The sequence below is a fragment of the Blautia sp. MSK.18.38 genome, assembly GCF_024460535.1.
Classification (GTDB): domain Bacteria; phylum Bacillota; class Clostridia; order Lachnospirales; family Lachnospiraceae; genus Blautia_A; species Blautia_A fusiformis.
The window spans coordinates 23,571-37,117 of the sequence record NZ_JANFYP010000008.1; the positions used below are offsets into that span (position 1 = coordinate 23,571).

Annotated in this window: 12 protein-coding genes; 4 read left to right on the plus strand and 8 right to left on the minus strand. The window is 44.2% G+C overall.

Features of this window, described 5'->3' with window-relative positions; all coding sequences use genetic code 11:
• On the minus strand, nt 1-342 hold the full coding sequence (locus tag NE638_RS06705) for a DUF6110 family protein (RefSeq protein ID WP_110102788.1): 342 nt from the start codon (nt 340-342) through the stop codon (nt 1-3).
• Between the two features lie 259 nt (nt 343-601).
• Nucleotides 602-1,060 (minus strand): transcriptional repressor, encoded by a 459-nt coding sequence (locus NE638_RS06710; protein ID WP_021651932.1) that lies wholly within the window; start codon nt 1,058-1,060, stop codon nt 602-604.
• Nucleotides 1,061-1,391: 331 nt separating this feature from the next.
• Here NE638_RS06710 and NE638_RS06715 point away from each other — a divergent pair, with 331 nt between their 5' ends.
• Both NE638_RS06715 and NE638_RS06720 read left to right on the plus strand, forming a co-directional pair.
• Nucleotides 1,392-2,507, plus strand: a complete 1,116-nt coding sequence (locus tag NE638_RS06715) for an ABC transporter ATP-binding protein (RefSeq protein ID WP_118608666.1) — start codon at nt 1,392-1,394, stop codon at nt 2,505-2,507.
• A gap of 104 nt (nt 2,508-2,611) precedes the next feature.
• Nucleotides 2,612-3,700 carry a PucR family transcriptional regulator gene (locus NE638_RS06720; protein WP_022426073.1) on the plus strand — a complete coding sequence of 363 codons (1,089 nt, stop codon included), beginning with the start codon at nt 2,612-2,614 and terminating at the stop codon, nt 3,698-3,700.
• A gap of 84 nt (nt 3,701-3,784) precedes the next feature.
• Here NE638_RS06720 and NE638_RS06725 read toward each other — a convergent pair whose 3' ends face one another.
• The 3 genes from NE638_RS06725 to modA all read right to left on the minus strand — a co-directional run bounded on the left by NE638_RS06725 (nt 3,785) and on the right by modA (nt 6,481).
• Nucleotides 3,785-4,834 (minus strand): sulfate/molybdate ABC transporter ATP-binding protein, encoded by a 1,050-nt coding sequence (locus tag NE638_RS06725; protein WP_118608665.1) that lies wholly within the window; start codon nt 4,832-4,834, stop codon nt 3,785-3,787.
• Nucleotides 4,834-5,529 carry a molybdate ABC transporter permease subunit gene (gene modB / locus NE638_RS06730; protein ID WP_118608664.1) on the minus strand — a complete coding sequence of 232 codons (696 nt, stop codon included), beginning with the start codon at nt 5,527-5,529 and terminating at the stop codon, nt 4,834-4,836. Before modB ends, NE638_RS06725 begins: the two co-directional genes overlap by 1 nt.
• Before the next feature lie 67 nt (nt 5,530-5,596).
• Nucleotides 5,597-6,481 (minus strand): molybdate ABC transporter substrate-binding protein, encoded by an 885-nt coding sequence (gene modA / locus NE638_RS06735; protein WP_118608663.1) that lies wholly within the window; start codon nt 6,479-6,481, stop codon nt 5,597-5,599.
• Nucleotides 6,482-6,793: 312 nt separating this feature from the next.
• On the opposite strand from modA, the gene NE638_RS06740 reads away from it, so the two are divergent.
• Together NE638_RS06740 and NE638_RS06745 are read left to right on the plus strand one after the other, a co-directional pair.
• Nucleotides 6,794-7,006 carry a TOBE domain-containing protein gene (locus NE638_RS06740; protein WP_015527392.1) on the plus strand — a complete coding sequence of 71 codons (213 nt, stop codon included), beginning with the start codon at nt 6,794-6,796 and terminating at the stop codon, nt 7,004-7,006.
• A complete protein-coding gene (locus NE638_RS06745) occupies nt 6,999-7,919 on the plus strand; it encodes a substrate-binding domain-containing protein (protein ID WP_118608662.1) in 921 nt (306 codons plus the stop codon). Before NE638_RS06740 ends, NE638_RS06745 begins: the two co-directional genes overlap by 8 nt.
• A gap of 139 nt (nt 7,920-8,058) precedes the next feature.
• On the opposite strand, the gene NE638_RS06750 is transcribed toward NE638_RS06745, so the two are convergent.
• From NE638_RS06750 to NE638_RS06760, 3 genes are read right to left on the minus strand one after another with little or no spacing between them, the layout of a single operon-like run.
• Entirely contained in the window at nt 8,059-9,633 is a 1,575-nt protein-coding gene (locus tag NE638_RS06750) for a serine hydrolase (RefSeq protein ID WP_110102794.1), read from the minus strand.
• 52 nt (nt 9,634-9,685) lie between these two features.
• Nucleotides 9,686-10,762, minus strand: coding sequence for an acyltransferase family protein (locus tag NE638_RS06755; protein WP_110102795.1), 1,077 nt, complete (start codon nt 10,760-10,762; stop codon nt 9,686-9,688).
• Nucleotides 10,763-10,777: 15 nt separating this feature from the next.
• On the minus strand, nt 10,778-13,546 hold the full coding sequence (locus tag NE638_RS06760; RefSeq protein ID WP_059086128.1) for a CDP-glycerol glycerophosphotransferase family protein: 2,769 nt from the start codon (nt 13,544-13,546) through the stop codon (nt 10,778-10,780).
• Nucleotide 13,547 lies beyond the last annotated feature (1 nt).

The window sequence follows — 13,547 nt, forward strand, 5'->3', positions numbered from 1 at the left end:
TTACTCAGCTGTCTCTTCTGCTGCTTCTTCTGTCTCTTCTGCTGTTTCTTTGAATGCATCCTCATCTGCAGTTTCCTCTGCTTCTGTCTCAACATCCTCTACAGCCTCTTCAGCTGCTGCTCTTTCCTCATTGATCTCCTTAGCTTCAGCATAAATATCTTCAGCATTCTCCTGAAGATTCGTAGCTGTTTTCATGATGCAGTCCTTAGCTCTTAAAACGGCTGCTGTGCATCCTGTGTAAAGCTTCTTCGCATCCTTGCTTGTGAGGATCTTGATTCCTGCTGTACCGAAAAGAACGCCTGCTGCAAAAAGTCCTGATTTCTTGAATTTAAAGTCTGCCATAATAATTTCCTCCTGATATATGATTTTTATTTTTTTCTGATTCCCGGTGAGGATTTTTCATGTCCGTCCCGATATTTTCATTATTATAAAATGTCTGTAAAAAAAAGTCCAGTGTTTTTTGTGTGAATTCAACACAATTCGTTAAATTTTCAGTTATTTTTGCCTAACAGTTAATTTTTGCTAATAGTTTAATCTATCTAATTCTTAGTCTGTACAAACCTCTTCTTTCCTATTATATTGTGCCATAGCTTTTCCATACTCACCCAACCTCATGAACAGGCAGCAGCGCCAGGGTACGGATATTCTGTTCACTGATCTCCCCGCAGGCCCGAAGTCCTGCAAGGATCACTTCATTAAGCTTCTGTCCGGACAGATGGCATATCGTATCATCATCCAGTTCTACTGTGCAGACGCCTTTTGTGCTGCATGCCACGCGATACATATTCTTTCGGCTGATAGCACCGATGGATTCCAGCGTATTGACCATACGGTATACTGTAGCTACACCGATCTTCGGATCCAGTGCGGAAGCCCTGTAATAGATTTCCTTACAACAGGAGCACTCTCCCTCCAGGATAATGTCCAGAAGAATCTTTCTCTGTCTGGTGATGCGGAGCCCCTTCTCCTTCAGTTTCTCTATAATAAGATCCCTCTGCATCTCTGTATGTCGGTAGCATCCTGTTTTTTTCTCTTCTGTTTCGGCTTCTGCAATATGCATTCTGATCCCTCCTTTATTGAGAAAACTTTTCTTTTATCTAATAAGTTAGTATACTCCAACTTAGGTTAGTTGTAAATAACTCCTTTGAACTTTTTTTACATATTGAGGATTCTGCCTGAATACCGTATAATGTTTCGTGAACCTGTACATAGGAAACCGTCGTTTTGACAAAATGACGAAAAATCCCCTTTCGTTTTTTCGTCAGAATGACAAGAAACTGCCGGAAACTTTGTAAGATTCAGCTCTAGCCCTTTTCTCTCATTTTCGATATACTGTTAACCAGCAAAGGAAATTACGTAAAACAATATATTAATTTTGGAGGGAAACAACAATGGCAAGTTTATCATTATCTCACATTAATAAAACTTATCCGAACGGCTTCCAGGCAGTTAAAGATTTCAACCTGGAGATCGAAGACAAAGAATTCATCATCTTCGTAGGACCATCCGGATGTGGAAAATCTACAACACTTCGTATGATCGCAGGTCTTGAGGAGATCAGCGGTGGTACACTTAAGATCGGTGACAAAGTCATGAACGATGTTGAGCCTAAGGACCGTGATATCGCAATGGTATTCCAGAACTACGCTCTGTATCCTCATATGACAGTTTATGATAACATGGCATTCGGACTTAAACTTCGTAAAGTTCCGAAGGACCAGATCGACAAGGCTGTTCGTGAAGCAGCAAGAATCCTTGACCTTGACAAGCTTCTTGATCGTAAACCGAAGGCTCTTTCCGGTGGTCAGAGACAGCGAGTTGCTATGGGACGTGCTATCGTTCGTAATCCTAAGGTATTCCTTATGGATGAGCCTCTTTCCAACCTGGATGCTAAGCTTCGTGTACAGATGCGTATCGAGATCTCCAAGATCCATCAGAGACTTGGCGCTACTATCATCTATGTAACACATGACCAGACAGAGGCTATGACACTTGGTACCAGAATCGTTGTTATGAAAGACGGTGTTGTTCAGCAGGTTGATACACCACAGAACCTGTATCAGAAACCAGGCAACCTCTTCGTTGCAGGATTCATGGGATCTCCGCAGATGAACTTCCTTGATGCTGTTATCTCCGAGAAAGGCGGCAATGTAATTGCTACAATCGGTGGTGAGCATGAGATTATCGTTCCGGCAGCTAAGGCTAAAGTCCTGAAAGACAAAGGCTATGTTGGAAAGAAAGTTGTTCTTGGTATCCGTCCTGAGGATATTCATGATTCTCAGATGTTCCTTGAGACATCTCCAAGCAAACCAATGAACTCCGTAGTTAAAGTTTACGAGCTTCTTGGTGCTGAAGTATTCCTGTACTTCGATGTTGACGGAACTCAGGTTACAGCACGAGTTGATCCTCGTACAACAGCTAAGACCGGTGATCCGATCAGATTTGCATTCGATATGGAGAAAGCTCACTTCTTCGACAAAGAGACAGAGCTTACTATCACAAACTAATTCTCGTCGAATCATAAAAACAGAATGTAACCCCGGGGGATATGATTTCCCGGGGTTTCTTTTTATTTCACTAGTTTTATTTCACATCAGAAAGGACGCTTTTTATGAAAATACAGCAAACAATTCAAAAATGTCTGGATGACTGGACCCGGATCAGCGGTCTTGATTTCTGTATTCTGGATGAAAATGACCAGATATACATTTCCACAGGGGACCGTCGACTTCCTTCTTCTGAAAAGCTTGCTCAGTTCCGGGAGGATCCTGCCTTATGCATCTCCAACCGCAGCTGCAGTCTGTACAAGCTGAACAACATACCTCAGAGCAATATGCTTCTGATCGTATGGGGCTCCGGAGAGCAGGCTTCTACCATCGGAGAGCTTGCTGTCTGCCAGGTAGAAAGTCTCCTCACTGCCTATACGGAAAAAACAGACAAGAACTCCTTTATGCAAAATCTTCTCCTGGACCGTTATTCCCAGGTAGAAGCTTTTAACAAGGCTGCCCGTCTTCATATCACACCTTCCGCCCGCCGTGCGGTATTTCTTGTGGAAACCAAGCAGCACAAGGACGAAAATGCCCTGGCTACCATCCGCAACATCTTTTCTGCCCGTACACGGGATTTTATCACTGCACTGGATGATTCCGGCATCATCGTAGTACGTGAGCTTCAGAGCACCGAAAGCTACGAAGAGCTGGATGGTATCGCCTGCATGCTGGTGGATATGCTCAATACAGAGGCCATGACCTCTGCCTGGGTTTCCTACAGCAATGTTGCAGATGATATCATGGAGCTTTCCGATGCCTACAAGGAAGCCCGCACTGCTCTCGAGGTCGGCAAGATCTTTTATGCTGACAAAAACGTTTTCGGTTACAACCGTCTGGGCATCGGACGTCTGATCTATCAGCTTCCCACTCAGGTCTGCAACATGTTTGTAGGCGAGATCTTCGGAGAAGAATCCCTGGAATCTATTGACGACGAAACCCTCAATATCATCCGGACCTTCTTTGAAAATAACCTGAACCTTTCTGAAACCTCCAGACAGCTCTATGTGCACCGGAATACTCTGGTGTACCGTTTTGAAAAGCTGCAGAAGCGATTTGGCCTGGATATCCGTACCTTTGAGGATGCACTGGCCTTCAAGCTTGCCATGATGGTGTCCGATTACATCACCTATTCCGGAAATCATGGAAAATAGATTCTGCTCGTAAAAATCCATCAAAAATGCAGGAACACAAAAAATCCCCGGAAACAGCAGATAATGTCTGTTTCCGGGGGTTCTTTATTTCAGCAGCATCAGATGCTCCGGTGGAAGATACAGATATTCCGGAAGATCTTTATCCGGATCCTCCGTAAAGCTGTTTTTGGGACGCATCCACCATAATCCGGCAGCATTCTCTTCCGCTTTGTTTCGGATCATATACTGATGTTCAAATGTAGTTTCTATGTATTGGTCTACCCGTACTGCCATACAGTTCTCACCCGGCTTTGATTCCGGGCGGATCCAGTGGCCGCGGATCCCTACATGGGTAATATCCATATCTACGTTTTCTTCGGTATGGAGCTTCATTTTCCAGTCCGCCGCATAGATTTCGTGAGGTCCCAGCCTCTCCGCTCTGGAAAAATTCTTACAGCCGGTAAGCTTTGCTGCCTCCAGAAGTCCCGGTCTCTCAAACAGCTGCTTTGTCTCCCCGGTCACAAGGATCCTGCCTTCATGTACAATGGAAAGCTCCCTGCAGAATTTATAGGCCTCATCTCTGCTGTGTGTCACAAGGATCATATCTCCCGGATAGTCCTTGAGGAAATCCTGCATCTCCCGCTGGAGCACATCCTTCAAGTAACCGTCCAGTGCGGAAAACGGCTCATCCAGAAGAATAGCTTCCGGCTCTCCGATCATCATTCTGGCCAGTGCCACTCTCTGCTGCTGTCCGCCGGAAAGCTGTGAGGGCAGGCGCTTCTCCAGCCCCTCCAGATGATATCGCCGGATCAGATCTGCCACTTTTTCTCTGGCGGAGGATTTTTCCCCACGATAACCGCAGCGGATGTTCTGTTCCACTGTCATGGTTGGGAACAGCGCATAATTCTGAAACAGATATCCGATCCGACGCTTCTGCGGTTTCAAATTGATCCCTTTTTCAGAATCAAACACTGTTTTTCCATTGATGACGATCCTTCCCTTATCCGGTGTTTCGATTCCTGCAATACAGCGTAAGGTCATGCTTTTTCCGCTGCCGGAAGCACCAAGAAGCCCAATGGCTGCCGAACTGCCTTCAAAATCTACCTTCAGGGAAAAATCACGGAAGTTTTTTTCGATATTTACTTTGACTGCCATCAGATCCACCTTCTTGTTTTCATTCCTCTTCCGGATACGATATTGATCAGCGCTACGATCACAAAGGAGATCAGCACGATCACAACGACCCAGAATCCTGCAGTTCCGTAATTTCCGGCTGCTGTCTCTGATGCAATGGCAACAGAAACTGTTCTGGTTTTTCCAAGGATATTTCCGGCAAGCATGGAGGTTGCGCCATATTCTCCGATTGCACGTGCAAATGCCAGCACTGTTCCGGATGCGATCCCCGGTCCTGCCGCAGGCATGACTACCCGCCAGAAGATCCGGCTGTCGCTCATCCCCAGAGTCTGGCCTGCATGGATAAGATTTATATCCACCTGTTCAAAAGCAGCCCGTGCATTGCGGTACATCAGCGGAAATGCGATCACTGCCGCTGCGATCACACAGCCCTTCCAGGTCTGCACGATCTTAATATCAAAATTATCCAGAAGAAAGCTTCCGAAGGGCCTTTTCAGACTGAAGATCAGTAGCAGAAAAAATCCAGCCACTGTAGGAGGAAGTACCAGCGGAAGAGTAAGGATCCCATCCAGTACTGCTCTGGCTCCCGGCTTCAGCTTCATGATCTTTCGGGCGCAAAATATTCCCAGAAAAAAAGCGATCACTGTGGCTGCCAGACCTGTTTTTAAGGAAATCCACAGAGGACTCCAGTTTATTTCTCTCAAAAGTTCTGTCATATTTCATTCCTGTGCCGGCATTTACTGTGTTTCAGTATTTACTGCCTGCCGGTTTTCTACATCATACTCATTTGGATGTGCTGTCCTCAGCCTCCGTGTTGTCTGCAGAAGCTTCTGTGGCATCCTCGGAATCCTCAGCCTCATATGCTGTAAATCCATAGTCCTCAAATACCTTGATTGCTGCGTCAGACTCCACATAATCAAGAAAAGCCTCTGCTGCCCTGGTATCGTCTTCCGATGCTTCCTTGTCCTCGATAAGTCCCACAGGATAAAGAACCGGCGTCTTAAGGCTGTCTGTCGGCGCCTCTGCGATGATATCTACTTTATCAGTAACAGATGCAGCATCTGTCGCATATACAACACCAACCTCATTACTTCCTTCACTGACTGCTGCAAGTACATCCGTTACATTCTTGCACTCGTTGATCTCCATTTTGTTTACATCGTCCATGATTCCAAGATTGTTAAAGATCTCACGGGCGTACTGTCCCACCGGAACATCCTCTCCTGCAAGCGCCATATTCTCAGCGTCTGTGATATTCTCGAATCCTGTTACCTTTGTCTCTCCGTCCTTTGGTCTGATCAGAACGACTTTGTTCTCAAGAAGATCCTTAACGGTGTCTTCCTTTGTCAGTTTTTCCTCTGTGAGGGCATCCATCTGTTTATCTGCTGCTGAAAAAAAAAGATCACAGCGTGCACCTTCCTCGATCTGTGTCTGCAGTGTACCTGAACTGTCTGCACTGTAATAGATCGTTACATTCGGATAAAGCTCATTGAAATCCTTCTGGATCTCCTCCATGGAATTGCTGAGGCTGGCAGCAATAAATGCATAAACCTCTCCCTTCAGGTTCTCATCACCTTTCACTTCTGTGTCCGCCGCAAAAACAGTTCCGGTCATAAGGCCTGTTGTTAAAATTCCCGCGGTAAGGGCTGCTAAGATTTTTTTCTTCATCTTTTGTTTCTCTCCTTTTCCGTTTCGTTCAGTTTTGTTTAGTTTTGAATGGTTTTGTTTAATTTTACCGAAAGGAAAGTTTCTTGTCAAGCTATAAGGCATTGCTGTTTTTCTCTACAAGTGCTATCATAAATACATAGTTGACAAGCCAGGCGGATGTTCACGATCCGCTTCGTTTCTTATCTTATCATGAGTGGCTTACAGCACTCCTGATACAGACAAATCCCACACAAGGTTCATTGCTCTGCACAACGTAAGCAGAGAACTTGCCTGATCCGGTTCATTCAATATTCAAGAAAAGGAGAATTACTTATGAAACTCAGTGCACGTAATCAGTTAAAAGGAAAAATCATCAACATCAACCAGGGAGCTGTAAATTCCATCGTTTCCATCGATATCGGTGGTGGAAATATCATCACTGCTACCATCTCCTGTGCGGCGGTGGAAGAACTTGGACTGAAAGTAGGCTCTGATGCTTACGCAGTGATTAAGGCAACCAATGTTATGGTAGGTATCGATGAATAAAGTCTACACAGCACAGGAAGTTGCAGATAAACTAAAGATCAAAAAATCCACAGTATATGACCTGATCAAACGCGGAGAGCTTTCCTCCTCCAAAGTCGGCAAACAGCTGCGGGTCAGCGAGGAACAGCTGTCTCAGTATCTTAAGGGTTCGGAATGTTCTGCGTCTTCTGCTCAGTCTTATGATCACCAGCCGGAGAGCTCTCTTTTGAAAAGGGATTATCTTCTGCATTCCAGTGGACTGATCATCAGCGGACAGTGTTCTCCGGCTCTGGATCTTCTCCTGAATCAGCTTCCCACACACCCGGACAATCTGCCGGTTCTGCAGTCTCACATGAACACCTACAACGGACTGTATTCTCTCTATTTTGAAAAAGTCCACATTGCCTGTGCATCCGCCTCACCGGAAGATATCCATAGCCTTATACCCGGTATCCCACTGACTGTGATCTCTCTGTGTCAATATCCTGTCGGCTTCTATGTAAAAAAAGAAAATCCCAAGAATATCCGGGGATTTTCTGATCTTACACGGGCAGATATTATTTTTGTGAACCGCGAAAAAGGAAGCAGCCGTCGTATCCTTCTTGACCGTACACTTCTGTCTTCCGAAATTTCACCGGATTCCATATCCGGATATCGAAATGAGCTTGTTACCGATCACTCCACGGCTGCTGCAGTGGCTGGCGGACAGGCAGACATAGCTCTTGGCGAGGCCTGTGTAGCGAGAAGCTTTCCGGAGCTGGATTTTCTTCCTGTTTGCCAGGAATCACTCTTCCTGGTTATGCAGACCAAAAATCTGAGCACCCCCGGCTTTCAGGCCGTAGCGGAAACCATTGCATCCGAACCTTTCCGCCGGTTTTTAGCTCTTCAAACCGGATACGATACTACTGACACCGGAAATATCCGGCATATTTAGGGCTAAGAAAAACGCTTATGTAAAAAATTCTTCCACAACCATTTCTTTGATAATACAAAATCAGCCAGCACGTCAATGATCACTCCTTATTTTTGCCCAATTAAGGAAGTTTCTTGATCCTATGACTGCTGACTGATCTTTATTTATTCAAATATTGATATACTCTTGAAGAAATCGAACGGATTCCGTACAGTAAATGATCTTCGGAAGCGCCTTCTGAAAATATACATAATACATAATTTGTTTTCTTTCCATAGACGATTGCCATATCATGCTGAACTGAGCTTGTCTCACCAGTTTTGTTCGCGCATACTATACCTGTCGGAAGACCTGATGGAATTTTGTATCGTTTCGTCTGATGCAGTAAAAGATTTAGCATTTCTCTGGAATACTGTTGAGAAACACACTGACCTCGATAGATTTTTTCTAAGAGTCTCCCACAATCTTTTGCAGATGCCGTGTTACGCCAGCCATCACTGCTCCAGGCAGAAGAAGATGGATGCAGGGAACTGTGACAACCGGTATTTTTGTAACCGTTCTTTCGAAGATACTGGTTCACTACAGCCGTTCCTCCTACAAAGCTTCCGCCTCCCTGACGCCTTACCAGTTCATTATAACATTCATTATCACTGACAGTGATCATATCCCACAGCAAGCTGTACACACCGGAGCTGTATTGCATTTTTCCCTGACGGATCTGATCATAGACCGACGCCATCACAAATGCCTTGATCGTACTTGCCGGATACATTTCCCGATCATTTATGTTTACAACATTTCCTGTTTTCAGATCTTTTATATAAACAGACCAGTTTCCACCGTAGGCAGAAACAAAGCTCTCCAATTCCGATTTAAATGCACTTAGAGCATACTCTGATCTTGTACTTTTTCTTCCCTGCCAGTCCACATACTGACCATCCGGTGTTTTCATATTTTTCGCAATGGTTCCGTTCGATTTCAGGTAATAACCATCTTTCCACCGGTTCACCAGCATTTTTCCATTTTGGTCTACATAATATTGCTGGCCCTCACAGGTTACCCACCCTGCCTTCTGTACCATTCTCCCATTATCATTGCCAAAATAATAGATTCCGTTAAACTTTTTTCCCTGAACTGTTTTGTTCACTTTATGAAAAGACGGACGCATGCAGATTCTTCCGGTTCCATAGAAATAATAATAACCACTTTTAAAATTACGCCCACCGAATCTTCTCTGTCTTATATAGCGTACTGTTCCACGATCAGCCAGTTTTCCGTACGCTTCCACATAATAAATGCCTGCGATAATTTTTTTGCCCCGTACCTTCTGTTCAGCTACGTTTACAAAGCCACGCTCTCCCTTTGAAATTCTTCCATTGGAGTCTGTGATGTGGTATTTATCAAAGCGGACACCAGAAACTGTCTTTTTATCAAAATAATACACGGATTGTTTTCTCAAAAGTTTTCCGTTTTTATCAAACATATAAAATCCTGTTTTTAAAAACTCTGTCTTTGGAATTGACAAATAACGTAATCCGGTAAGTTTTCGCTTCTTAGAATCTTTCAAATACCAGTTCCCGCCAGATTTCTGAAGATAATTTCCACTGTTATCCCAAAATCGTACCGTTCTTTCAGCAGCCTCGACCTTTATCTCTGTACTTCTGATACCAATAATTCCTCCAAAAACCACTATTAATATCAACCAATATATACAAACTGTTTTTTTTGCTTTCATACTTTAACAAGACCTGCCACAGACAATGACAGGTCTTTCTCCTTTATCTTTATTATCCTATTTTCATGCAGATGTTCTGGATCAGGCGGTTGTAGCCGGTTACCTTTTTCAGCCATTCCAGCGCTATGGACACTGCCAGTGAAGCCAGCAGAAGCGTCAGTGTATTGGTCAGAAAATATCCACTCACATACACAAAAGAATATTTTCTTATAAATGTATGTATCAGAAATATATTCATGGAATGTTTTCCGAGGAACAATAAAATCTGTCGCACTCCCGGAATGACATTAATAAATTCGCAGCAAAATGCCATAAATACAATTGGATACACACCCCAGTGGATCTCACTGTATACCGTCAGCGGCAAAGTTCTGTACGCTTTATACAAAATAAACACCGCAAGAAGCTCCAGAAGAAATTTGAAAACATGCTTCATTCCAGCATTCCATATCTTAAACCATCGGTTAAACAGATCATACTTGGCTACACACATTCCCATGAGAAATACCGGTAAAAATGCATAAATACCCGTAATTCCCATAACCTCCAGGGAAATTATCCGTGGAAATGCCGCAACAGCCACAAGAATAAATACCAGATATTCTTCCTTTATCATAAACAGTGGCACACAGATGATAAAAATGATCGCCGCACTCATATACCACCAGGTTCCGTTCAGAGTCGAAGTTCCGAAAAGTTTCGCCAGACCAAAAAAATCCAGCACCATTGCGCTAACACCTTTGGCAATATTCCCGTTTCCGAAATATCTGGCCACGGCATAGCCGTTATAAAGCTGTGAGCTCACAACAGAAAGCCCCCATATAATCCAGAACCCTCCCATTGTTTTTATCAGTCTTTTGGCTGTCCACTTGCCAGGTGTAGAATTATTTTTTCTGTAACTGAGATACAGTCCGTATCCGGAAATAAATGCATAGATCGGTACACAGATCTTAAATGTTCTGCACAGATACATGATCCGATCTGCTGAAAACGGAGTGAAAACAACATTCAGCCCCTCAAATCTGTCTTGACTCAGATACATATGATGGAACAGCATTATAACAATGGCAATGCCCTTCATCGCCTGAGAATTATATTTATCAAACTTTATTGCCTGCTTTCCTTCCAAAATCCAACCTCCATATTACCGATTCTCGATGATCCTCTCATAAACTCGTTTGGAACAGTTACGGTCATTAAATGCAAAGGTCTCATCCATTCGTTTCCGATATTCCTCTTTCATCTGACAGCCGTCTGCCATATATTCGATGATCCGGTCCACAGTTCCGTCCAGTGTATGCTCCACCTCTCCGAAGCCATCTCTCTCATAGTCAAAGTATCCCTCTGTGTAGGAATGCGCGCCACTGAAAAAGCTGTCTCTGTCAAACTGGGAGTATACGATGGGTTTTCTCAAATATGCAAAATCAAAGGCAACCGAAGAATAGTCCGTGATCATCAGATCTGTCTGGGCAAAAATGTCCTTGTAGGAATAAGACGAATCCATAAATTTTACCCGTGGATCATGACGGAACATATGCAGACCGTCAATGGTATTTGGGTGAGGCATGAAGCAGATGGTATATCCGTACTTCTCTGCCGCTCCCAGAAGTCTTTCGCTGTTGAGAAGATCATCATAAAAATGGAAATATTCGCTTTCCTGAAATTCTTTTCCAAGCTGCCATACCCCTCTGGCATCGGTTCCTGAGGAAAGGCTTTTGCGCCAGGTAGGCATCACCGTCACATACTTACGCTCATCATGGACCAGACGGTCATAACGCGGCATTCCCGTAAGCCAGATATTTTTTTCCGGATAAAAATAGTCATAGGTAAAGGCAGAATCATATTCCGGCTTTGTGCTGACGATAAATCCGAAAAGATTACGGTTGTATTTGTTCAGCCACTTGGACTGGTTGTCTTTGGTCACACCATGCTGTAAAAATACCAGCTTTTTGTCATAGATGATATCGCGGTACAGATACTCCAGCTTTCCAAAAGGATTGATCACCGGTTTGTTAGCCTGGGAGGACAGTGAAAATTCATTCAGCAGGAACAGAAGCTTATGCTTCCAGGAGAAAGGCTCCACAACCTTTCCAAGCTTCTTCATTTCCACATAATCCTGTGTATCCTTGTTGACTACAAAGTACGGCTCCACCGTAGGGTCCGGATTGGCGCAGAGATAGCGGAACATCACTTCGCCGTTGTCATCTCCGCGTGTTGTACGATCGGAGATCAGCCAGATCTGCTTTTTCTGCTTTGCCTTCTGCATCTCGTAGAGCTTACGTACGAGAACTGCCTTTTTTCCGGCCTTTCCCTGAGAAAATATTGCTTTGGTGCGTTTTTTCTTCAGCTGTTTCTCCCTACTCTGACTGTATGGCTCTACCGTTACTTCATACTGATGGCCCAGAACCTTTGCATCTTCCTGATCCTCTCCACGGATCATCCGGACTTTTTCGTTAAGATACAGAAGCTTATCCTCTATATGCAGGAAAAGCGGCAGCTTCTTTGTAAATGGCACATATTTTCCGTAGGAAATATTGTACATTTTATTTATATGTCCATCTGTGCCTGTGCCCCAGCTGATAAACTCCCGGATCTCGGAAAGCGGAATGTCCACGATATACAGCTTCTCAACGGCACTTTCTTCTCTGCACCAGCCGGTTCTTTCCAGTGTATATTTCCATCTGGCTTCATAGGTGTTGCCACCAGTCATCATATATGCACGGTTTGTCCTGCTCACAGGCTCCACAATGGAAAATTCACAGTGAAGCTGGTCTTTTTCCGGCTGGAATATCTTGACACGGAGATTGTCATATATGGGATTCAGGATCGTGTCTGCCTGATCCGGAAATTTTTTGCATATATCCGGATAATATTTCCGGAGAAGATATACTTTGTTTGCCCTGCTGATATGCTGATTGGACATCACGATCTCCGGAAACTCCATCTGCTTCAGGAAGCTTTCGATACCTTCCTCATATCTGCACTTTTTCTCTTCATCAAGCTTCTCGTTATCAAATATGATATCAGCTATTTTTGCGCTGTAATACAGCAGCACATAATCTGCATTTTTTTCATGAACAGGATTTTCTTTTATTCTGCAGTCTGCGATCTTTCGGAAAAATTCCTGATAAAATACCTCCAGCTGGTCCGGATCCTGCAGCATATTCTTCCAATCATCCACCATGAGATGGTCCGCAAGGATCTGCACATAGATATCTTCCCCTGAAGCCACTCCCAGACTCCGGCAGCTTACAACGGACTGATATACCATGGTCATCACATCCAGATACCAGATCTCCGGACGGATCTCGGATACCCATTTCACCTGATCTGCGGCAAATGTGTAAGCGGTATACAGCTGATGCAGAAGATATACATTGTTATCCAGCGTTGTTTTTTCGGTGAAACGGTTACAGTAATTATTATGCTCCCGCACATAGATATTTCCTTTTCCACGGATCTTTGTTAGGACAACATCTCTGTTTTCTTCCTCAAAGCAGCGTCTGATCTCTGCACTGGATTTTGGGGAAAAACGGATTCCGGCTTTTGCAAAAACAACATAGCTTCCGGCTATCTTATCCTTCAGCTCCGCCACAAGATCCCCGCATTCCAGTCCGTCAATATATAAAAGATCCCGGTCATCCAGCATCTCCCGGAAACGAGGATCCTCCGGATTGAACTCTCCGTAGATCTTATCCAGCTCTTCGTCCTTGAGCTCTTTCTCCTTTTCTCCGGCTTCCTCCAGCTCCCGCATGTCCCGTTCATCAGGAATATCCATATCTCCTGCAATGCATACTGCAAGGATCTGTACCGTTCCTTCCGGTGTGACCTCACGTACATTTTTAAAGGTTCTGTAAAGCTTTGCGGTATCTTTTGCAAAAACAACTACTGAAAATTCATACTCCCTGTTCATA

Excerpts from the sequence above, each read along its gene's own strand:
- NE638_RS06705 (WP_110102788.1), bottom strand. The coding sequence starts at position 342 with ATGGCAGACTTTAAATTCAAGAAATCAGGACTTTTTGCAGCAGGCGTT.
- NE638_RS06710 (WP_021651932.1), bottom strand. The coding sequence starts at position 1,060 with ATGCATATTGCAGAAGCCGAAACAGAAGAGAAAAAAACAGGATGCTAC.
- NE638_RS06715 (WP_118608666.1), top strand. The coding sequence starts at position 1,392 with ATGGCAAGTTTATCATTATCTCACATTAATAAAACTTATCCGAACGGC.
- NE638_RS06720 (WP_022426073.1), top strand. The coding sequence starts at position 2,612 with ATGAAAATACAGCAAACAATTCAAAAATGTCTGGATGACTGGACCCGG.
- NE638_RS06725 (WP_118608665.1), bottom strand. The coding sequence starts at position 4,834 with ATGGCAGTCAAAGTAAATATCGAAAAAAACTTCCGTGATTTTTCCCTG.
- modB (WP_118608664.1), bottom strand. The coding sequence starts at position 5,529 with ATGACAGAACTTTTGAGAGAAATAAACTGGAGTCCTCTGTGGATTTCC.
- modA (WP_118608663.1), bottom strand. The coding sequence starts at position 6,481 with ATGAAGAAAAAAATCTTAGCAGCCCTTACCGCGGGAATTTTAACAACA.
- NE638_RS06740 (WP_015527392.1), top strand. The coding sequence starts at position 6,794 with ATGAAACTCAGTGCACGTAATCAGTTAAAAGGAAAAATCATCAACATC.
- NE638_RS06745 (WP_118608662.1), top strand. The coding sequence starts at position 6,999 with ATGAATAAAGTCTACACAGCACAGGAAGTTGCAGATAAACTAAAGATC.
- NE638_RS06750 (WP_110102794.1), bottom strand. The coding sequence starts at position 9,633 with ATGAAAGCAAAAAAAACAGTTTGTATATATTGGTTGATATTAATAGTG.
- NE638_RS06760 (WP_059086128.1), bottom strand. The coding sequence starts at position 13,546 with ATGAACAGGGAGTATGAATTTTCAGTAGTTGTTTTTGCAAAAGATACC.